Raw genomic sequence first — 18,826 nt, 5'->3', positions numbered from 1 at the left:
GCCGGGGCCCTTCCGCGTACACCCGTCCGGGTCGGCTCAGCCGGCCGCCCGCCGGTACTTCCGCACCGCCAGCGTCCGGAAGACCGCGATGATGAGGAGCGACCAGAACAGCGACGCCCACACCGGGTGCTCCATCGGCCAGGCGTCCGACTCCGAGACACCGGGGTTGCCGAACAGCACGCGCCCGGCCTGCACCGTCGCACTGAACGGGTTCCAGTCGGCGATCGTCTGCAACCAGCCCGGCATGCCCGCGGTCGGCACGAACGCGTTGGACACGAATGTCAGCGGGAACAGCCAGATCAGCCCGGCCGACGTCGCCGCCTCGGGGCTGCGCACCGACAGGCCGATCAGCGCGCCGATCCAGGTGAACGCGTAGCCGAGCAGCATCATCAGCCCGAACGCGGCGAGCGCCTTCGGCACGCCCTCGTGGATCCGCCAGCCGACCAGCAGCGCGACCACGACCAGCACGACCATGGTGAGCGCCGACTGCACCAGGTCGGCGATGGTGCGCCCGGTGAGCACCGCGCCGCGGCTCATCGGCAGCGACCGGAACCGGTCGATCAGGCCCTTGGTCATGTCCTCGGCGATGCCGGCGCTGGAGCCGGCGGTCGCGAAGGTCACCGTCTGGGTGAAGATGCCCGCCATCAGGAACTCGCGGAACATCTTCGGGTCGGTCGACCCGTCGACGTTGATCGAGCCGCCGAACACGTAAGCGAACAGCAGCACGAACATGACCGGCTGGATCAGCCCGAAGATCACCACTTCGGGGATCCGCTTCATGCGCAGCAGGTTGCGCCGGGCGATGATCAGCGAGTCGTGCGCGGACTGGGTGAGCGGGCCGCGGGACTTGGGCGTGTAGGCGTCCGTGGCCAGCGGGCTCTTGGTCAGCGAGTCGGCGGTCATCGGACGTCCTTTCCGGCCGCGGCGGTCTGCGCCTCGCCCGCGTCGGGGCCGGGACCGTCCTCGCCGGAGCCGGGACCGTCCTCGTCGTCGCTTCCCATGGCCGCCTCGGCATGGTGGCCGGTCAGCGAGATGAACACGTCGTCCAGCGTCGGGCGGCGCAGGCCGATGTCGTCGATCTCGATGCCGCGGGCGTCCAGCTCGCGGATCACCTCGGCGAGCAGCTTGGCGCCGCCCTGCACCGGGATGGTGAGCCGCCGGGTGTGCTTGTCGACCGCGACGTCCTCGCGGCTGAAGCCGCGCAGCACCTCGACCGCGGTCGGGATGAGGTCGCGGTCCTGCACCACGACCTCGACACGCTCGCCGCCGGTCTGCGCCTTGAGCTGGTCGGCGGTGCCGCGGGCGATGACCTTGCCGTGGTCGACGACGATGATGTCGTGCGCGAGGTGGTCGGCCTCTTCCAGGTACTGCGTGGTCAGCAGCAGGGTCGTGCCGTCCTCGACGAGCTTCTGGATCACGTCCCACAGCGCGAGCCGGTTGCGCGGGTCGAGGCCCGTGGTCGGCTCGTCCATGAACATCACCGGCGGGCGGACGACGAGTGCCGCGGCGAGGTCCAGCCGCCGCCGCATGCCGCCCGAGTACGTCTTGGTCGGCCGGTCCGCGGCCTCGGCCAGGTTGAACCATTCGAGCAGCTCGACCGCGCGGGACTTCGCCGCGCGGCCGCTCATCTGGTACAGCTCGCCGACCATCTGGAGGTTCTCGCGGCCGGTCAGGTACTCGTCGACGGCGGCGAACTGGCCGGACAGCCCGATGGACTGCCGGACCCGGTTGGGGTGCTTCAGGACGTCGTGCCCGGCCACGAACGCGCGGCCGGAGTCGGGGGTGAGCAAGGTGGTCAGCACGCGCACGGTCGTCGTCTTGCCTGCGCCGTTCGGCCCGAGCAGGCCGAGGACGGTGCCGGTGGGCACGTTCAGGTCGACGCCGTCGAGCGCGCGCACATCACCGAAGGTCTTGACCAGGCCTTCGGCAAGGATCGCGTCTTGCATTTCGTGGCTCACTCCTAGGGCGGAGGGGAAATCCGCTTCGGTCGTGTGTCGCGGCCGGAAACAGGTCGATCTTTCCCACTCTGCCGTCCGGCTCCGACAACTGGCGACCGGTTAAAACGCCGGTGACGCGCGACTACCCCGCCCGCGGCGGCTCACCCTTCGCTGACCGGATAACCCGCCGCGCTCATCCGGGCCACCACCGCGCGGCAATGCTCGGTGCCCTTGGTCTCCAGGTGCAGCTCCACCTCGACCTCGCCCAGCTGCAGGGACGCGTCGGTGCGGACGTGTGCGACGTCGACGACGTTGGCGTCGGTGCCGGCCAGCTCGGCCAGCAACGTGGCCAGCGCGCCGGGCCGGTCGGGGAGCCGGATGCGCAGCGACAGGTAGCGGCCCGCGGCGGCCAGACCGTGCCGGAGCACGCGCAGCATCAGCAGCGGGTCGACGTTGCCGCCCGACAGCACCGCGACGACCGGCGCCTCCAGCGGCGCGTCCGCGGACTCCAGCAGGGCCGCGACGGACGCCGCACCGGCCGGTTCGACGACCAGCTTGACCCGTTCCATGCACAGCAGCAGCGCCTGCGACAGGGACTCCTCGCTGACCGTGCGGACCTCGTCGACCAGGTCGCGGATCAGGCCGAACGGCACGTCGCCGGGCCGCCCGACCGCGATGCCGTCGGCCATCGTCGTGACGCTCGGCAGGACCACCGGGTGGCCGGCGGCCAGCGAAGGCGGGTAGGCGGCGGCCGAGGCCGCCTGCACGCCGACCACCTTGACGTCCGGCCGCACCGCCTTGACCGCCGCGGCGACGCCCGCGAGCAGCCCGCCGCCGCCGGTGCCGACCACGATCGTGCGGACCTCGGGGCACTGCTCGAGGATCTCCAGGCCGACGGTGCCCTGTCCGGCCACCACGTCCGGGTGGTCGAAGGGGTGGATGAACACCGCGCCGGTCTCCTCGGAGTACGCCTTCGCGGCGGTCAGGCAGTGCTCCACGGTGGTGCCTTCGAGCAGCACCTCGGCGCCGTAGCCGCGGGTCGCGGCGATCTTCGGGAGCGGCGCGCCGACCGGCATGAACACGGTCGACCGCACGCCGAGCTGCTGGGCGGCGAGGGCGACGCCCTGCGCGTGGTTGCCCGCGCTGGCCGCGACGACGCCGCGGGCGCGTTCGGATTCGCTCAGGCCGGCGATGCGCACATAGGCGCCGCGGATCTTGAAGGAGCCGGTGCGCTGGAGGTTCTCGCACTTGAGGTACACCGGGCCGCCGAGCCGGTCGGTGAGGGCACGGCAGCTCTCCAGTTCGGTGGTGCGGGCGATGCCGTCGAGGAGTTTGCGGGCGACGCGGATGTCGTCGATGGTCACCGAAACCGGCGCAGCGGGGCTCATGACCCCCAGTTTGTCACCGCCGGATCCGGCCCTCGCGGAGGAAGGTCAGAACAGCCAGAACCCGCCGATTTCCATCCGCTCCGGCAGGCAGGCCGAGCTTGGTGAAGATGTTCCGCACGTGGGTCTCGACGGTTTTCGGACTCAGGAACAGCTCGGCGCAGATGGCCTGATTGGAGCGGCCTTGCGCCATCAGGCCGAGGACTTGCGCCTCCCGGTCGGAGAGTCCGGCGAGGGCGCCGCCGCGGCGGCGGCCGAGCATCTCGGCGACCACGTCCGGGTCGACGACCACGCCGCCGGCCGCGACGGTGCGGACGGCTTCGGCGAACCGGTCGAGTTCGGTGACGCTCTCCTTGAGCAGGTAGCCGCGGCCGGGGAGGTCGTCGCCCAGGAGGCGGACGGCGTGGTGGGCTTCCACGTACTGGGACAGCACGAGGACGCCGATGCCCGGGTGCACCGTGTCCAGGGTGACCGCGGCGTCGAGGCCTTCGGTGGTGTGGGTCGGCGGCATGCGGATGTCGACGATGGCGACGTCCGGGTGCTCGGCCCGCACCAGGTCGACCAGCTCGACCGCGTCGCCGGCCTGGCCGACGACCGCGAACCCGGCTTCGGCGAGCAGCCGGGCGACGCCTTCGCGGAACAGCACGGCGTCGTCGGCGATCACGATGCGCACGGCAGCTCCGCGAGGACGCGCGTGCCGTGCCCGACGGGGCTGTGCACGGTGAGGGTGCCGTCCAGGGCTTCCACGCGGTCGGCGAGGCCGCGCAGGCCGGAGCCGCGCGACGCGTCGGCTCCGCCGTTGCCGTCGTCGGCGATCTCGACGGTCATCGTCTGCCTTCCTCCGTGGAGTCCCGCGACCACGGTGATCGTGACGCGCGCGGCGTCGCCGGCGTGCTTGGCGGCGTTCGCGAGCGATTCGCTGACCACGAAGTACACCGCTTCCTCGACGCCGGGCGGGTACCGGCCCTCCGGCACCTCGACGACCTCGGCGGGCGCGGTCGAGCGTTCGGCGAGCGACACCAGTGCGGAGGACAGGCCGGCCTCGGTGAGCACGGCGGGGTGGATGCCGCGTGCCAGTTCGCGCAATTCGCCGATGGCGTGCCGGAGTTCGATGGCGGCTTCGTCGATCGCGGCGGCCAGTGAGGCATCCCCTTCGGGGACCTGGCCGCGGGCGATGCGCAGCATCAGGGCCAGCGTGACGAGGCGTTGCTGGGCGCCGTCGTGGAGGTCGCGTTCGATCTTGCGGCGGGCGGTGACGCCGGCTTCCACGATGCGGGCGCGCGAGGCGCGGACTTGGGCGAGCTGGGCGCGGACTTCGGCGTGGAGCCGCTCGTTCTCCATCAGCAGGCGGGCCGTCGCGGCGACCGCGCGTACCAGGTCCGGGGATTCGTCGAGGGCGGGGTCGTGGACGATCGCGCCGACCCCGGCGAGCACGGTGACGGTGCGGTCCGGGCCGGATTCGGGCAGCGGGGTCGGGCGGCCGTCGGGGTCGACGTAGTCGCGGTGCGCGGGGCGGTAGTAGACGAGCCGCAGACTCGGGTCGCCGAGCGCGCGGGCGAGCGCGCCTTGCAGGCGGCCGGGCGGGGGCGGGGCGTGGCCGAGTTCGGCGGCGAGGTCGGCGGCCACCGACCGGCCCGCGCGGGCGCGCACCAGGCCGGCGAGGAGGAACAGCGGCCATACCGCGAGGCCGACGCGGGAGGCGGCGATGCCGGTGCCGTAGGTGGAGCGCAGCGCCGGGACCATGATCATCAGGCCGGTGTAGACGTACACGCCGGTCATGCCGATGTTGCCGAGCAGCACGGTCGTCCAGCCGCGGCGCAGGATGCGGCTCGCGGTGGCCCAGCGGACGCAGAACAGGCCGAGGCCGACGACGTAGACAATCGTCGGCAGCATCGAGAAGACGATGTCGGCGGTGTCGACGCTGACGGTGTCGACCTGGATCTCGGCGAGCAGGTCGCGCGGCCGGGCGGAGAGTCCGCCGGCGGTCACGAACCAGACCAGGACGCACGGGCCGGTGGTGACGTAGCCCGCGACGACGAGCGCGCGGCGCAGCCGCGGATAGGCGGCGCCGCGGGCGAAGTCGGTCATGACGTGCGCGATCGCGCCCATGACGAGCCAGTCGGAGAGGAACGCGATCTGGAACACCAGTTGGTTCTTGATGCCGCCGAGGAGCAGCAGCATGCACAGTCCGGCGGCGAGCAGCATCGGCCAGACGGCTTCGGTGGGGCGGCGGCGTTCCGCCGCGACGATCGCGCAGCACGTGAACGCCCATGCCGCGGCGAGCGGAAGGACGGTGTGGCTGACGGTGTCGGCCCAGGTCAGTCCGTAGCCGCCGAAGCGCACACCGACGATGCCGAGCACGGTGGCCAGGGTTTGGCCGGCGAGCAGCAGCGGGGTGCTGGGTGCGGTGAACGCGGCGCGCAGGCGGCTGCGCGGTCTGGAGCGGAGCATGGCGGTCCCGTCGGCCCGGTCACGCGGGCTCGGCGTTGCCGCGCGCGGCGCGCCGCGCCGTGGCGAGCACCGCCGCGAGGCTCTGCGGCGAGAGTTCTTCCTTCGCGACATAGCCGTCCGCTTGCGCGCGGACGACCCGGTCGCCGTAGTCGGCCCGGTCCCGACCGGAGATCAGCACGATTCCCACCCCCGCGTCATCTTCCCGGATCAATCCGGCGGCCGTGAAGCCGTCGAAGCCCGGAAGCTGGACGTCCAGCAGGACCAGGTCGGGACGGAGTGTACGCACCGCGTCCACGGCACCGGGGCCGTCGGCCGCCTCTCCCACGACCGCGTAGCCCCACGCGGTCAGCAGGCGGGTCGCCAATCTGCGGTATCCCTCGTGGTCGTCGACCAAGACGACCGTGACCGGTGAGCCGGTTGCCGTCACCGGCTCCTCCTCCGGATCGCGCGCCGTTCGGGCCCGGGCCCGGGCCGGGCGGATCCGGACGTACGCGATCGCCGTTGCGTTCTCGGGCTCCGCATGGCAATCCCCCCAAGGTTTGCCGCATGCACGGCCCGGGTCGATGCGGGCCTTGCACGTCGATTGCGGAACCCCGTACGGCAGGCCTCCCCCCGGAGCCCTCCGTACGTCGGCGGTACCGGGCGAGCGGGGTCTCACCTGGTGTCCGCCGGAACGCCACGGCGATCGGTGAGTCCATGGTGTCCGGCGGGGGCGGGGCGGCGCCTCGGGGACAACCCTGATTCCGCTTTCCCGGGTGCGTCGGTTTTCCTGGTGCTCTCGGGTGCCCCCGGCGCCTCGTCTCCGCGGCCGAGGGAGCGTCAGCTTCCGTCGGTCTCGGGGGCGTTCGCGGCGCGGGCTTGGCGGCGGGCCATCGCCTGGTTGAAGCGGGAGAGCAGTTCGGTGAACCGTTCGCGGTCGTCGGTGTCCCAGTCGCCGACCATTTCGGCCATCAGCCGGATCCGGGCATGACGCACTTCGTGCAGCCGGTCGGCGCCGAGGTCGGACAGGCGGAGCAGGACCGCGCGGCCGTCGTCGGGGTTCGGGACGCGGTCCACGTAGCCCTGTTCGACGAGCGGGGTGACCTGCCGGGTCACCGTCGAGGAGTCGATCTGCATGGCCTGCGCGAGGGCTTTGACACCCATCGGGCCGTCCACTTCGAGGCGACCGAGCAGCAGGTAGGCGGCGCGGTCCATGGTGTAGCGCAGCGCGCCCGAGGCACCGAGCCGGGTTTGCTCGGCGCGGCGCGCGAACAGCGCGACTTCGTGCTGGAGGCGGTCGTACAGCGCGTCGTCGGGCGCCAGGTCGGGTGTCATTGCCGCTCGCTCGTCATCGGGTGGTGGTGGCTCGAAGAATAGGGCCCCGGCCGGACGTGCGCGGCCGATGTCCGCAGGGATCCGGGGATGCCGGCGGGTGCCGCGGCAACCGAACCGGCGGTGTGGGCGGGGAAATCCGCGGGAAACGGTCCAGATGGATGTCTACTCGTGATATTCCGGTCAAGGGACTCGTTTCGTTCCTGAGGGGGAATCGCCGACCGGTGCCTGCGGGTTCGGCGCCGGGGTGGGCCGGGGGTGCGGTCGGCCGGGGGACGCGCTCGGGCCGGTGGCGACGCCTTCGCGGAGACGTCCGGTGTTCGACCCGTGAACCGCTGCCCGCCGCGCTGCCGCCGGAAGCTCTACCCGGCACCGCGCCCGACGCTCGACCGGTGACGCGCCGCTCACCGCGCACCTGCCCGACGCACCGTCCGCCCGTTGTCCGCCGGGCCCTGGCCGGCCCGGACTCGCCCGCCGCTCGCCCGCCGTCCGTCCGACCGCCGCCAGGAGGTGCCATGCGCCGCGACCGCCGTGAGTTCGACACCTTCGTGGACGAGGTCGGAGGCGCGCTGCTGCACACCGCCGACCTGCTGACCGGCGACCCGCGGCGCGCGGAACGCCGGGTCCGGCGGGCGCTGGCGCGCACGTGCCTGCACTGGCGGCGGGCGGCCGACGCGGACCCGATGCGGCTCGCCTACCGGGCGCTGCTGGCGGGCTACCTGGACCCGTGGCGGCCGCGGCCGTGGCGCCGGCGGCCGTCGTCCGGCCCGGACGACGCGCGGTCGGCCACGCTGTGCGCGCTCGACCGTCTGAGCCGCGCCGAACGCGCGGTGGCGGTGCTGCGCTGGTACGCGCTGCTCGACGCGTTCGACACGGCGGACGCGCTGGGGCTGCCGGTCGACGCGGTGCTCGTGGCGGAGGAACGGGCGGCGCCGGTGCTGGGCAGGGCGCCGCGGCCCGGCGGATTCGCCCCGGGAGCGGCGGCCGTGGTGTGGCAGGCGGACCTCGCCGCGCCGCGGGCCGATCCGAGTCGCGGTATGCACCCGGGGGCCCCGTGAGCATCAGTGCGGAGCCGAACCCCTCGGGCGCGGACCACCCTGTCCCGTTGCCTCCGGGCCCCGTGCCGCCCGCGGTCGTCCCCGACTTCCCCGCGCGGCCCTTCCCGCCCGGCCTCGCGCGGCAGGCACGGCGTTCGGCGGGGCGGATGGCGCTCGCCCGGGCCTTCGCGCTGGGGATCGTCGCGGCCGGGCTGGTCGCCGTGCTCGTGGTCGCCGGGGCGGCGCCGCGCGGCTCGGGACGGTCCGCGCTGCCGACGTTTCCGGAGGAGACGCCGACCCTCAACCCGTATCCCGTCCAGGTCGAGATACCGCGGACCGGCGTGGGCCTGGGGGCGAGCGCCTGGGTGGAGATGTCCGGCTGGTGCGTCGGCGACATCGCGGTGCGGGGCAGCACCGGCACCGTCGACTCGTGCCGGTTCCTGCCGGTGACCGGCAAGCTCGACGTCGCGGTGCTCGATCCCGGGCACTACGCGCCCGACGGCTTCACGCTCGTCGTCGTGGTCGTCGTCGACCGGCCCGGAGCGCCCGGGGAGCTGCACGGGCGGATGTCCGACACGGGCGGCAGCGGCGACCTCACCGTCGGCCGGGCCGCGGGACTGACCGGCGTCGCGTTCCTGTGGGGCTTCTCGCGCGGCGGCCCGATCTCGGTGGATGTGACCGGACCCGACGGCGCCCTCGTCGCGTCGTGCCGGGCATGCGGAGGGCCGGGCAGCTGAGCGGCCCGGCCCTCGTCGGCAGTGCCTAGCCGAGCGCTCGTTCGAGGTCGGCCACCAGGTCCTCGGCGGTTTCGATGCCGACGGACAGGCGCACCAGGTCGGCGGGCACCTCCAGCGGCGACCCGGCGGCCGACGCGTGCGTCATCCGCCCCGGGTGCTCGATCAGCGACTCCACGCCGCCGAGCGACTCCCCGAGGGTGAACAGCTTCGCGCGGTTGCACACCTCCACCGCGGCGTTCTCGCCGCCCGCGACGCGGAACGACACCATCCCGCCGAACGCCTTCATCTGCTTGACCGCCACGTCGTGCCCCGGGTGCCCGGGCAGCCCCGGGTAGAGCACCTCGGCGACGGCCTTGTGGCCGCGGAGCAGTTCGACGATCTTCTCGGCGTTCGCGCAGTGCCGGTCCATGCGCACGCCGAGCGTGCGGATGCCGCGCAGCGTCAGCCACGCGTCGAACGGCCCGGCGACCGCGCCCATCGCGTTCTGGTGGTACGCGAGCTGCTCGCCCAGCTCCGCGTCGGCCGCGACGAGCGCGCCGCCGACGACGTCCGAGTGCCCGCCCATGTACTTCGTCGTGGAGTGCACGATCACGTCGGCGCCGAGCGTCAGCGGCTGCTGGAGGTACGGCGACGCGAACGTGTTGTCGACGACGAGCAGCGCCCCCGCCTCGCGCGCCACGCCCGCGAGCTGCTCGATGTCGGCCACGCCGAGCAGCGGGTTGCTGGGCGTCTCGCACCAGACGACCTTGGTCTGCCCGGGGCGGATCGCACGGCGCACCGCGTCGGCGTCGCCGGACTGCGCGGGCGTCCACTCCAGGCCCCAGCGGTCGAGGACCTTGGCGAACAGCCGGAAGGTGCCGCCGTACGCGTCGTTCGGGATCACCACGTGGTCGCCCGGCTTGCACACGGTGCGCAGCAGGCAGTCCTCGGCGGCCAGCCCGGACGCGAAGGCCAGACCGCGGGCGCCGGCCTCCAGCGCCGCCACGCACTCCTCCAGCGCGGTGCGGGTGGGGTTGGCCGAGCGGCTGTACTCGTAGCCGCCGCGCAGGCCGCCCACGCCGTCCTGCTTGTACGTCGACACCTGGTAGATCGGGGGCACCACCGCGCCGGTCAGCGGGTCGGGCTCCTGGCCGGCGTGGATGGCCAGCGTCTCGAAGCCGTGCGGGATGTTCGCGTTCGCGTCACTCATGGCGCAACGCTATCCGCCGGGTGCCGCGCGGGCCGGAATCGCCGCGGTGCCCGATTTGTTGGGCGAGGTGTTCGGCGTAACGTGTCGGCGCGCCGACCGCTTCTGTACTTTTCCCGACCGCCACGCGACCACGACGGAGGACACCGTGCTCTTCGACCGCAGGGACTTCAGCCCGCGCATGCCCGAGCCGCAGGAGGTCCTGTCCGGCCGCGCCGAGCGGACGTTCGCGGTGCCCGAGCGGCACACCGTGCTGGGCAACCCGCTGGAGGGCCCGTACCCGGACGGCCTGGAGGTCGCCGACTTCGGCCTCGGCTGTTTCTGGGGCGCCGAGCGCAAGTTCTGGCAGACCCCGGGTGTGTGGACCACCGCGGTGGGCTACCAGGGCGGCACGACGCCGAACCCGACGTACGAAGAGGTCTGCAGCGGGCGGACCGGCCACACCGAGGTCGTCCGCGTGGTCTTCGACCCCGCGCAGGTCTCCTACGAGCAGATCCTCAAGGTCTTCTGGGAGTCCCACGACCCGACGCAGGGCTACCGCCAAGGCAACGACGAGGGCACCCAGTACCGCTCCGCCGTCTACACCCACTCCCCCGCCCAGCAGGCCGCCACGGAGGCCTCACGCGCCGCCTACCAGCAGGTCCTGACCAAGGCGCTGCACGGCGACATCACCACGGAGATCCTCCCGGCCGGCCCGTTCTACTTCGCCGAGACGTACCACCAGCAGTACCTCGACAAGAACCCGAACGGCTACTGCGGCCTGGGCGGAACCGGTGTGAGCTGCCCGGTGGGCGTCGCGAAGGCGAATGGCTGACCGCCTGCCCGCGGAGGTCTCAACAACACGGCAGACGCTGCTTGCCGGTACCGACCCGGCGAGCAGCGCGCTGCGCGCTCAGATCCCCCACACCCCGGGTCACCGGCGGGAGCGGCCGCGGCTGCGCCACCGTCGACTTGGCGGTCGACGCAACAGCGGTCGCTCCGGAGCCGAGGCGGGAGCGGGCGCCCGTGCCCGGCCGAGTGACCGAGGGCGGGCGGCGCCCCGCCGTCGCGGCCGTCAGCCGAACGTCTTGTGGTTTTCCTCCGTGCCCAGCGTGTACGTGGTGTGCGCGCCCAGTCCGTGTACGCCGAAGACCCCGCCGGAGCGTTCGGCGGACGACGTGCGGGCGCGTTCGATGGCAAGCCCCTCCGGGTTTTCCGTGGGGCTGGTGCGGCGGGCGATGACGTAGGCGGTGGCCGCAACGGCCGCCGCGAGGACTGCCGCGAATACGATCAGCAGACTCATGACCGGCTCCGTTCGATTGGGGACCGGGTCAAGGAACGATACCCGGCGGCGGGCGCCGCCACGCGCCGTCCGCGCCCGGCGGCGGTCATCGGCCGAGATTGGCCAAACCGGTCTGCAGGTCTTCGAGGTTCATCACCGGCCGCACCGCGACGCTCGCCCCGCTCGCGAAGAACGGCTCCGCCAGCACCGGGAGCTGCGACGACTCCTGCATGTCGAACACGATGAACGCGGTCCGCTGGCCGTTCGTCGACGTGAAGTACGCCGCTTCCGGATTCATGCTCTCGATCGCCGCCTGGAAGGTCTTCGGCAGCGAGCCGTCCTCGATCGCCTTGGTGGCGGTCGCGTTGTCGAAGCGGGCGGTCAGCAGCATCCTCATGGATCTCACCTGATTCCGTACGCGGGCCGCGTACGGCGCCGCGGAGCGGCGCTCGGGAACGCGCGGGCCGCGCGTACCTACCAGCGTCTCTCCGCCCCCGAGCCCGGAACAAGACCGCGGGCGCGGGCACTGCGGTGGGCAGCCGCCGCGTCACGCGGGGATACTGCGAAGGAGGGGGGCACAGGGACGGCGGGGGCTGTCCGGGGGCTACACGTGCCGAGGAGGGCGCCATGGCCACCGACGACCGGCGGTACGCGCTGGGTCCCGACGAGGGTCTCGGCGGCGCGCGGAAATTCTTCGCGCAGCCGCTGCGCATGCTCGCGACCGGGGCCGAGACGACCTTGGAGTACACCCTGTTCGAACAGCGGCTGGAGCTCGGGTACGCGCCGCCGCTGCACGTCCACCACATCGAGGACGAGGCGTTCTACCTCGTCGACGGGGCGATCGAGGTGGCCTGCGGGGACGTCCGGTGGCAACTGGCGCCGGGCGGCTTCGCGTTCCTGCCGCACAGCGTGCCGCACGCGTTCCGGGTGGTGTCGGACACCGCGCGGCTGCTCCAGCTGACCGCGCCGTCCGGGTTCGAGGACTTCGCCGCGGACGTGGCGGATGTGCCGCTCGACGAAGCCACCAGTGCGGCGGTCACCGACGCGGCGCACCGCGCGGGCTACGAGATCCTCGGCCCGCCGCCGTTCGACACCTGACGCCGCACGGCCGAATCACACCCGCAGGCTCCACGCACGCGCGGATGGGCCCCCGGAGCAGCCTCCGGGGGCCCATCCGCGCGGCTGCGGCTACTCCAGCGAGCGTCCGGGGGCCTTGTCGTCGTCGCTGTCGATGTGCACGTCGTCGACGGACAGATTGACCTCGACGACTTCGAGGCCCGTCATGCGCTCGACCGAGTCGATGACGTTCTCCCGTACCGCGTGGGCGACTTCGGCGATGGCCACGCCGTATTCGACGATGATCACCAGGTCGACGGCGCACTGGCGCTCGCCGACCTCGACGCTCACGCCCTGCGCCACGTTGGGCTTGCCGCCCGGCACGCGCTGGCGCATCGACGCGAAGGCCCGGGACACGCCCTTGCCGAGCGCGTGGACGCCGGGGATCTCGCGGGCGGCCACGCCGGAGATCTTCGCGACCACCGAGTCGGCGATGGCGGTGCGCCCCTTGTCCGACGCCAGCGCCGAGACCTGCACCGAATGGGAGTCGCGCCGCGCCGGGGGGCTCTGGTCGGCGGGCTTGTCCATGCGCTCTGCCATGGGGTCTCTCTCCTTGCCGTACGGCGTCGCGGGTACGAGAACAAGACATTCCCCCGATCCCGCCCGGACATTCCCCGGAAAATCATCCCAATGCGGATCGGCCGCCGCAGGGCCTCGCCGCCCCCCGGGTGAAACGTGTTTCAATTCGCGGGAGACGGCTCTTGAACCGGCGCTCTTCTGCGCATGTGATGGGGGCACACCACCGGGCGGCCGCAGGTCGTCCCAGGCGAGGAGGAAGCAGTGGAGAGGTTCCAGGATCGGCGCATCATCGTCACCGGCGGCGGCTCGGGGATCGGCCAGGCCACCGTGCTGCGCCTGCTGCGCGAGGCCGGCACCGTGCACGCGGTGGACGTGAACGCCGACGGTCTGGAGAAGACCCGCGCGATGGCCGAGGAAGCGGGTGTCGCCGCGAAGCTGTCGACCGCCGTCCTCGACGTGTCGAACGAGGCGTCCGTCAGCGAAGGCGTCGCGGAGACCGTCGCCCGCCTCGGCGGCCTCGACGTGCTGGTCAACGCGGCGGGCATCCTGCGCGCCGGCCACACCCACGAGTTCTCGCTCGACGTGTGGAACCAGATCATCAACATCAACCTGACCGGCACGTTCCTCATGACGAAGGCCGCGCTGCCCGCGCTGCTGGAGACCGGCGAGGGCGCCGTCATCGTCAACTTCAGCTCCACGTCCGCCTCGTTCGCGCACCCGTACATGGCGGCGTACGCGGCGAGCAAGGGCGGCGTCGACGCGTTCACCCACGCGATCGCCCTGGAGTACAGCCGCCAGGGCCTGCGCGCGCTGTGCGTCGCGCCGGGCAGCATCTCCAGCGGCATCGTCGACGACACCCCCAACCAGGTGCCCGCGGACGCCGAGTGGGAGCTGTTCGGCAAGCTCATGCCGATCATCGGCGAAGGCATGGCGCACCCGGACGTCATCGCCGGCATGATCGCCGCGCTGGCCTCCGAGGACGGCAAGTTCGTCACCGGCACGACGCTGCGCATCGACGGCGGCACACACGCCTGACGCACGACCGCGGCGCGGCTGAAAAAGCGCGCACGCCAGGCGGGAACACGAAGACGCCGAACGGCGGGTGCCGGACCGGGGAGTGGATGTCCCCTTCCGGTACCCGCCGTTCGCTGTGGCCCATGGGCCGGGACGGCGCTGCGTCAGCCGTGGTTGATGCAGGTGTTGCCGAACGTGGGGTTCAGCAGGCCGATCACGTTGACCGTGTTGCCGCACACGTTGACCGGCACGTGGACCGGAACCTGGACGACGTTGCCCGACAGCACACCCGGGGAGCCGGTGGCGGCACCGTCGGCGCCGGCGCTCGCGTAGGCAGCACCGATGCCACCGGCCAGGAGACCGCCGGCGGCGGCGGAAACGAAGACCGCCTTCTTGACCGTGTTCATAGTTCCTCCATGTCGCAGTGCCACGCGACGAACCCGCGCGGCATCCAGGACAACGAAGGACCCCCAAGCGGGGCACGCCTTTGGGCGCGATTCACTCGTTGGGACGGAGTCGGCGGCGCCGGGCAACCGCGCGTCGCGTGGCTGCGTCAACGGCCGCCGATCCGGGCCCGCGGCGGCTCAGTCCTCGTCGTCGGCCGCCTCGTCGTCGTCCTCGGGGACGTACTCGGCGCCCTCGGACTGCCAGCCCGCCTCGCTGAGTTCGGTGCCCGGCACCTCCGCGACGAGGCGGAACGGGTCGATCAGGTAGGAGACGGACTCGGCGAGGTCCGCCTCGATCGCCGCGACGGCGTCGTTGCGCTCCTCGGCGGACAGGTCCTCGTCGCCCTTGACGGCCTCCAGCGCGGCCGCGCGCAGGAGCCCCTCGTCGGTGACCTCCAGGACGATGTCCAGGCTCAGCCGGATGAACTGGGGGCTCTCGGAAACAGGTGCGGTGTCCATGCCGAGGAGCCTAGTGGCGCGACGGACGGGACCTTCCGGGTGACGCGCCGTCACGCGCACCGGCGCGGCGCGCCCGACGGCACGACCGGAACGCTGACCCGGACCACGCCGTCCTCGAACGTGCGGCGCCCGGTGAGGCCCGCCCGGTCGAAGACGCCCAGCATCCGCCGGTTCCCGGGCAGCACATGGGCGCGCAGCTCGGCCAGCCCGCGGGCCTGCGCGAGCGAGCCGAGGCGGCGCAGCATCGCGGTGCCGACACCGCGGCCCTGCCACGCGTCCTCGACGAGGAGGGCGAGTTCGCCGCTGCCGGGCTCCGTGGTGTGCAGCAGCGAACCGACCGCGCCGATGCCGCCGTCCGGACGGACCGCGACCAGGGTGACGCCGGCCCGCGGCACGAGCAGGCGTTCCAAGGCGGCCCGCGGCAGCCGCGGGATGGCGGTGAAGTAGCGCAGCCGGCGGCTTTCCGCGGAGCAGCGGTCGTGCATGCGCTGCACGCCTTCGACGTCGTCGGCGCGGCCGGGCCGCACCAGCACCTCGGTGCCGTCCGCGAGCAGCAGCCACGTGCCGGTGGACGCGGGCGGCGGCAGCGGCGCCTCGGACGGGATGCGGGCCAGCGCCGCGGCGCGGGCCGCCTCGGTCATCGTGAACGGCATGCCGGGCCGCGCCACGCGCACCGCGCGGCCGTCCGGCACCGGCACGAACAGCACGTCCGGGTCACCGGTGTAGACGCCGGTCAGGGACGTCTCGGCGCCGATCCAGCAGGCCTCGTGCGCGCCGAGGAGTTCGGCGAGGGCCTGCGGCAGGGCGTCGGGGTGGGCCAGCAAGTGCGCGGCGAGCACGAGGGCTTTGGTGGGGCCGTCGACGAGTTCGTGCGCGTCGGCAGGCACCGCGACGACGCCCCGGCCGCCCGCCGCGGTGAGGCCGTCCTCCAGGTCGGCGGCCGCGACGCCCGCCGGGGCGTGCACGAAGAACTCGTCGACCGGGCCGCGTTCGCAGGCCTGGACGTTCAGCCCCAGCACGTTCGCGTCCCGGGCGGCCAGCACCGACGCGAGTCGGGCCAGCCGTCCGGGATCGTCGTCGACCTGCGCGCGGACACGCCACAGCGCCATGGTTGATCACCTCCGTGCGGGTTCGGGCACGTGATCAACCTTGCCCCGCACGTATTACGCGCGGGCTACACCGGCATGTCAGTTGCCCGCCAGGTGTCCCAACAGGTCCTGGCGGGTGACCACGCCCTGCGGCTTGCCGTCCACCAGGACGAGCGCCGCGTCCGCGCTCTCCAGCACCGCGGCGAGCCGGGCCACGGATTCGCCGGAGCCGACCACCGGCATCGGTGCGGACATGTGCTTCTCCAGCGGGTCGCCGGACACCGCGCGGCCGGCCACCAGGGCGTCCAGCAGGTCGCGTTCGGCGATCTTGCCGACCACCTCGGCGGCCATCACGTCGGGATGCCCCGCGCCGGGCTTCACCACCGGCATCTGGCTGACCCCGAACTCCCGCAGGATGCCGATCGCTTCGCCGACCGTCTCGTCCGGGTGGACGTGCACCAGCGCGGGCAGGTCGCCCTGCTTGCGGGACAGCACGTCGGCGACCTTGGCCTCGCCGGGCCCGGCCTCCAGGAAGCCGTGGTCGGCCATCCACTCGTCGTTGAAGATCTTCGAGAGGTAGCCGCGGCCGGAGTCCGGCAGCAGCACCACGACGACGTCGTCCGGGCCCATGGTCTCGGCCGCGCGCAGCGCCGCCACCACCGCCATGCCGCACGAGCCGCCGACCAGCAGGCCTTCCTCGCGGGCCAGGCGCCGGGTCATGAGGAACGAGTCGCGGTCGGACACGGCGATGATCTCGTCGGGCACCGCCGCGTCGTAGGCGGTCGGCCAGAAGTCCTCGCCGACGCCCTCGACCAGATAGGGGCGCCCGCTGCCGCCCGAGTACACCGAGCCCTCCGGATCGGCGCCGATCACCTTCACCTTGCCGTCGGACACCTCCTTGAGGAAGCGCCCGGTGCCGCTGATCGTGCCGCCGGTGCCGACGCCCGCGACGAACGCGGTGATCCGGCCGTCGGTCTGCTCCCAAATCTCCGGGCCGGTCGCCACGTAGTGCGACTCGGGGTTGTGCGGGTTGGAGTACTGGTCGGGCTTCCACGCGCCGGGCGTCTCACGCACCAGGCGGTCGGACACGTTGTAGTAGGAGTCCGGGTGCGCCGGGTCGACGGCGGTGGGGCACACCACCACGTCGGCGCCGTACGCGCGCAGCACGTTGATCTTGTCGGTGCTCACCTTGTCGGGGCACACGAAAATGCAGCGGTACCCGCGCTGCTGGGCGACCATGGCCAAGCCCACGCCGGTGTTTCCGGAGGTCGGCTCGACGATGACGCCGCCCGGCTTGAGCTGCCCGGACGCCTCCGCGGCGTCGATCATGCGCACCGCAATACGGTCCTTCACCGAGCCGCCGGGGTTGAAGTACTCCACCTTGGCCAGCACGGTGGCCCGCAGTCCTTCGGTGACGCCGGTGAGCTTGACCAGCGGGGTGTCGCCGATCAGATCGAGCATCGAGTCGACGTAGCGCACGGGGCTCCTTCGCATCCTTGGGCCTGGTCGGCAGGGGGTTTCCGGGATCACCGGTCAACGGACACCTTAGGGCGAAATATCCGCCGCGGTGCGGCTCCACGCGCGCTTCGCGGCCGTTCGCGGGAATCCCCCGTCGTGACCGTCGGTTAGGGTCGGAGCACGGCAGCTCACCGGCAGCTCACCACCGAAGCGGGGGTTAGATGATCCGCACCAGGACCGCGCGGCGGATCGCCGCTGCGGCGGCGTTCGGCGGCGGCGGAGTGGGCGTGCTGACCGGCGCGATGGTGGCGCTGCTGTATACCGAGGCGCGGATCGCCCGGCGCACGGTAGGCGAACCGGTCGGCGAACCGCCGACCGCGGACGGGGTCTACGGGTCGCTGCCGCTCTCCCCCTCCGATCCGGACAACCCCGGCAGCCCCATCCGCTTCGCGGTGATCGGCGACTCGTCGGCGGCCGGCCTGGGCGTGTCCGATCCGCTGCGGACGCCCGGCGCGCTGATCGCGGGCGGCCTGGCCGCGGTCGCCGAACGCCCGGTGCAGCTCGTCAACGTCGCCAAGTCCGGTGCGCAGTCCGCGGACCTCGAGCGGCAGACTACGCTGGCGCTGGCCGCCGAGCCCGAGGTCGCGCTCATCATGGTCGGCGCGAACGACGTGACACACCAGGTCCGCCCCGCCGACTCGGTGCGGCGGCTGGAGCAGGCCACCCGTCGGCTGCTCGCGTCCGGCTGCGAGGTCGTCGTCGGGACGTGCCCGGACCTGGGCACGATCGAGCCCATCGCGCAGCCGCTGCGCTACATCGCCCGGCAGTGGAGCCGCAGCCTGGCCGCGGCGCAGACCATCGCGGTGGTCGAGGCGGGCGGGCGCACCGTGTCGATCGGCTCGCTGCTCGGTCCGGAGTTCGCCGCGCGGCCGGGCGAGCTGTTCGGGCCGGACCGCTTCCACCCGTCCGAGAAGGGCTACGCGACCGCCGCGATGGCGATCCTGCCGTCGGTGTGCGCGGCGCTCGACCTGTGGCCGCTCGACGAGGAGCGCCCGGACAGCTTCCGCGGCGAAGGCGTGCTGCCGATCGCGGTGGCGGCCGTCGAGGCCGTCGAGGAAGGCGGCACCGAGGTCGCGGGCACGCAGGTCGCGGGCGCCGAGCGCGGTCCGCGCGGGCGCTGGGCGCTGCTGCGGCACCGCCGCCGGAAGCAGATCGCCGAGCCGGAGCCGTCCCCGGCGGAGGCGGACGAGGTGGCCGAGCCCGCGTCGAGTAGCCTGATCTGACTGACCGTCAGGAGGCGACGTGGGACAGATCGCACCCCGGGAATCCCGGGAGCCCCTCGCCACCGCGACTACCAGGAAGTAGCTTCAGCTCAGACGAGAGACCTCCCCTGCGTCCTCGTACCGACGGCCAAGGAGTTT

Annotated in this window: 21 protein-coding genes; 6 read left to right on the top strand and 15 right to left on the bottom strand. The window is 72.9% G+C overall.

The window, feature by feature from the left end:
• Positions 1-36 precede the first annotated feature (36 nt).
• The 7 genes from ABEA93_RS14210 to ABEA93_RS14180 all read right to left on the bottom strand — a co-directional run bounded on the left by ABEA93_RS14210 (position 37) and on the right by ABEA93_RS14180 (position 7,087).
• Positions 37-903, bottom strand: a complete 867-nt coding sequence (locus tag ABEA93_RS14210) for an ABC transporter permease (RefSeq protein WP_345675856.1) — start codon at positions 901-903, stop codon at positions 37-39.
• Positions 900-1,946, bottom strand: a complete 1,047-nt coding sequence (locus tag ABEA93_RS14205) for an ATP-binding cassette domain-containing protein (protein ID WP_345675855.1) — start codon at positions 1,944-1,946, stop codon at positions 900-902. Before ABEA93_RS14205 ends, ABEA93_RS14210 begins: the two co-directional genes overlap by 4 nt.
• Before the next feature lie 152 nt (positions 1,947-2,098).
• The gene (gene ilvA / locus ABEA93_RS14200; RefSeq protein WP_345675854.1) at positions 2,099-3,325 is read right to left on the bottom strand and encodes a threonine ammonia-lyase; all 1,227 of its coding nucleotides are present in this window, start codon (positions 3,323-3,325) and stop codon (positions 2,099-2,101) included.
• A gap of 13 nt (positions 3,326-3,338) precedes the next feature.
• On the bottom strand, positions 3,339-3,995 hold the full coding sequence (locus ABEA93_RS14195; RefSeq protein WP_345675853.1) for a response regulator transcription factor: 657 nt from the start codon (positions 3,993-3,995) through the stop codon (positions 3,339-3,341).
• Positions 3,983-5,773 (bottom strand): sensor histidine kinase, encoded by a 1,791-nt coding sequence (locus ABEA93_RS14190; protein WP_345675852.1) that lies wholly within the window; start codon positions 5,771-5,773, stop codon positions 3,983-3,985. The genes ABEA93_RS14195 and ABEA93_RS14190 overlap by 13 nt, the downstream gene beginning before the upstream one ends.
• A gap of 19 nt (positions 5,774-5,792) precedes the next feature.
• The gene (locus tag ABEA93_RS14185; protein ID WP_345675851.1) at positions 5,793-6,200 is read right to left on the bottom strand and encodes a response regulator transcription factor; all 408 of its coding nucleotides are present in this window, start codon (positions 6,198-6,200) and stop codon (positions 5,793-5,795) included.
• Positions 6,201-6,592: 392 nt separating this feature from the next.
• A complete protein-coding gene (locus tag ABEA93_RS14180) occupies positions 6,593-7,087 on the bottom strand; it encodes a MarR family winged helix-turn-helix transcriptional regulator (protein WP_345675850.1) in 495 nt (164 codons plus the stop codon).
• 512 nt (positions 7,088-7,599) lie between these two features.
• Here ABEA93_RS14180 and ABEA93_RS14175 point away from each other — a divergent pair.
• A complete protein-coding gene (locus ABEA93_RS14175) occupies positions 7,600-8,142 on the top strand; it encodes a SigE family RNA polymerase sigma factor (RefSeq protein ID WP_345675849.1) in 543 nt (180 codons plus the stop codon).
• 47 nt (positions 8,143-8,189) lie between these two features.
• Complete coding sequence (locus tag ABEA93_RS14170) at positions 8,190-8,858, top strand: hypothetical protein (protein WP_345675848.1); 669 nt, start codon at positions 8,190-8,192, stop codon at positions 8,856-8,858.
• A 25-nt stretch (positions 8,859-8,883) separates the two neighbouring features.
• Here ABEA93_RS14170 and ABEA93_RS14165 read toward each other — a convergent pair whose 3' ends face one another.
• Entirely contained in the window at positions 8,884-10,047 is a 1,164-nt protein-coding gene (locus ABEA93_RS14165; protein WP_345675847.1) for a cystathionine gamma-synthase, read from the bottom strand.
• 178 nt (positions 10,048-10,225) lie between these two features.
• Here ABEA93_RS14165 and msrA point away from each other — a divergent pair, with 178 nt between their 5' ends.
• A complete protein-coding gene (msrA, locus tag ABEA93_RS14160) occupies positions 10,226-10,858 on the top strand; it encodes a peptide-methionine (S)-S-oxide reductase MsrA (RefSeq protein WP_345676039.1) in 633 nt (210 codons plus the stop codon).
• 240 nt (positions 10,859-11,098) lie between these two features.
• Here the strand turns inward: msrA and ABEA93_RS14155 are convergent, their stop codons facing one another.
• Both ABEA93_RS14155 and ABEA93_RS14150 read right to left on the bottom strand, forming a co-directional pair.
• Entirely contained in the window at positions 11,099-11,326 is a 228-nt protein-coding gene (locus ABEA93_RS14155) for a hypothetical protein (RefSeq protein WP_345675846.1), read from the bottom strand.
• Positions 11,327-11,411: 85 nt separating this feature from the next.
• The gene (locus tag ABEA93_RS14150) at positions 11,412-11,702 is read right to left on the bottom strand and encodes a hypothetical protein (protein ID WP_345675845.1); all 291 of its coding nucleotides are present in this window, start codon (positions 11,700-11,702) and stop codon (positions 11,412-11,414) included.
• A 230-nt stretch (positions 11,703-11,932) separates the two neighbouring features.
• On the opposite strand from ABEA93_RS14150, the gene ABEA93_RS14145 reads away from it, so the two are divergent.
• Positions 11,933-12,403, top strand: coding sequence for a cupin domain-containing protein (locus ABEA93_RS14145; protein WP_345675844.1), 471 nt, complete (start codon positions 11,933-11,935; stop codon positions 12,401-12,403).
• A gap of 90 nt (positions 12,404-12,493) precedes the next feature.
• On the opposite strand, the gene ABEA93_RS14140 is transcribed toward ABEA93_RS14145, so the two are convergent.
• Entirely contained in the window at positions 12,494-12,961 is a 468-nt protein-coding gene (locus ABEA93_RS14140; RefSeq protein WP_345675843.1) for an Asp23/Gls24 family envelope stress response protein, read from the bottom strand.
• A 240-nt stretch (positions 12,962-13,201) separates the two neighbouring features.
• Here ABEA93_RS14140 and ABEA93_RS14135 point away from each other — a divergent pair, with 240 nt between their 5' ends.
• Positions 13,202-13,975, top strand: a complete 774-nt coding sequence (locus ABEA93_RS14135) for an SDR family NAD(P)-dependent oxidoreductase (protein WP_345675842.1) — start codon at positions 13,202-13,204, stop codon at positions 13,973-13,975.
• Between the two features lie 143 nt (positions 13,976-14,118).
• On the opposite strand, the gene ABEA93_RS14130 is transcribed toward ABEA93_RS14135, so the two are convergent.
• The 4 genes from ABEA93_RS14130 to ABEA93_RS14115 form a co-directional block, all read right to left on the bottom strand.
• On the bottom strand, positions 14,119-14,361 hold the full coding sequence (locus tag ABEA93_RS14130) for a chaplin (RefSeq protein WP_345675841.1): 243 nt from the start codon (positions 14,359-14,361) through the stop codon (positions 14,119-14,121).
• A 177-nt stretch (positions 14,362-14,538) separates the two neighbouring features.
• Positions 14,539-14,859 (bottom strand): hypothetical protein, encoded by a 321-nt coding sequence (locus ABEA93_RS14125; protein ID WP_345675840.1) that lies wholly within the window; start codon positions 14,857-14,859, stop codon positions 14,539-14,541.
• A gap of 50 nt (positions 14,860-14,909) precedes the next feature.
• Positions 14,910-15,968: a GNAT family N-acetyltransferase gene (locus ABEA93_RS14120; RefSeq protein ID WP_345675839.1), complete on the bottom strand. Its 1,059-nt coding sequence runs from the start codon at positions 15,966-15,968 to the stop codon at positions 14,910-14,912.
• Positions 15,969-16,046: 78 nt separating this feature from the next.
• Positions 16,047-17,426: a cystathionine beta-synthase gene (locus ABEA93_RS14115; protein ID WP_345675838.1), complete on the bottom strand. Its 1,380-nt coding sequence runs from the start codon at positions 17,424-17,426 to the stop codon at positions 16,047-16,049.
• A 200-nt stretch (positions 17,427-17,626) separates the two neighbouring features.
• On the opposite strand from ABEA93_RS14115, the gene ABEA93_RS14110 reads away from it, so the two are divergent.
• Complete coding sequence (locus ABEA93_RS14110) at positions 17,627-18,688, top strand: SGNH/GDSL hydrolase family protein (protein ID WP_345675837.1); 1,062 nt, start codon at positions 17,627-17,629, stop codon at positions 18,686-18,688.
• Positions 18,689-18,826 lie beyond the last annotated feature (138 nt).

This window comes from Yinghuangia aomiensis, assembly GCF_039542225.1.
Lineage (GTDB): Bacteria > Actinomycetota > Actinomycetes > Streptomycetales > Streptomycetaceae > Yinghuangia > Yinghuangia aomiensis.
The sequence above is the reverse complement of the archived record's forward strand: the minus strand, read 5'-3'. Positions and strand labels throughout refer to the sequence as shown.

Coding starts and splice junctions, on each gene's coding strand:
- ABEA93_RS14210 (WP_345675856.1), bottom strand. CDS start 903: ATGACCGCCGACTCGCTGACCAAGAGCCCGCTGGCCACGGACGCCTAC.
- ABEA93_RS14205 (WP_345675855.1), bottom strand. CDS start 1,946: ATGCAAGACGCGATCCTTGCCGAAGGCCTGGTCAAGACCTTCGGTGAT.
- ilvA (WP_345675854.1), bottom strand. CDS start 3,325: ATGAGCCCCGCTGCGCCGGTTTCGGTGACCATCGACGACATCCGCGTC.
- ABEA93_RS14190 (WP_345675852.1), bottom strand. CDS start 5,773: ATGCTCCGCTCCAGACCGCGCAGCCGCCTGCGCGCCGCGTTCACCGCA.
- ABEA93_RS14180 (WP_345675850.1), bottom strand. CDS start 7,087: ATGACACCCGACCTGGCGCCCGACGACGCGCTGTACGACCGCCTCCAG.
- ABEA93_RS14175 (WP_345675849.1), top strand. CDS start 7,600: ATGCGCCGCGACCGCCGTGAGTTCGACACCTTCGTGGACGAGGTCGGA.
- ABEA93_RS14165 (WP_345675847.1), bottom strand. CDS start 10,047: ATGAGTGACGCGAACGCGAACATCCCGCACGGCTTCGAGACGCTGGCC.
- msrA (WP_345676039.1), top strand. CDS start 10,226: ATGCCCGAGCCGCAGGAGGTCCTGTCCGGCCGCGCCGAGCGGACGTTC.
- ABEA93_RS14155 (WP_345675846.1), bottom strand. CDS start 11,326: ATGAGTCTGCTGATCGTATTCGCGGCAGTCCTCGCGGCGGCCGTTGCG.
- ABEA93_RS14150 (WP_345675845.1), bottom strand. CDS start 11,702: ATGAGGATGCTGCTGACCGCCCGCTTCGACAACGCGACCGCCACCAAG.
- ABEA93_RS14145 (WP_345675844.1), top strand. CDS start 11,933: ATGGCCACCGACGACCGGCGGTACGCGCTGGGTCCCGACGAGGGTCTC.
- ABEA93_RS14140 (WP_345675843.1), bottom strand. CDS start 12,961: ATGGCAGAGCGCATGGACAAGCCCGCCGACCAGAGCCCCCCGGCGCGG.
- ABEA93_RS14130 (WP_345675841.1), bottom strand. CDS start 14,361: ATGAACACGGTCAAGAAGGCGGTCTTCGTTTCCGCCGCCGCCGGCGGT.
- ABEA93_RS14125 (WP_345675840.1), bottom strand. CDS start 14,859: ATGGACACCGCACCTGTTTCCGAGAGCCCCCAGTTCATCCGGCTGAGC.
- ABEA93_RS14120 (WP_345675839.1), bottom strand. CDS start 15,968: ATGGCGCTGTGGCGTGTCCGCGCGCAGGTCGACGACGATCCCGGACGG.
- ABEA93_RS14110 (WP_345675837.1), top strand. CDS start 17,627: ATGATCCGCACCAGGACCGCGCGGCGGATCGCCGCTGCGGCGGCGTTC.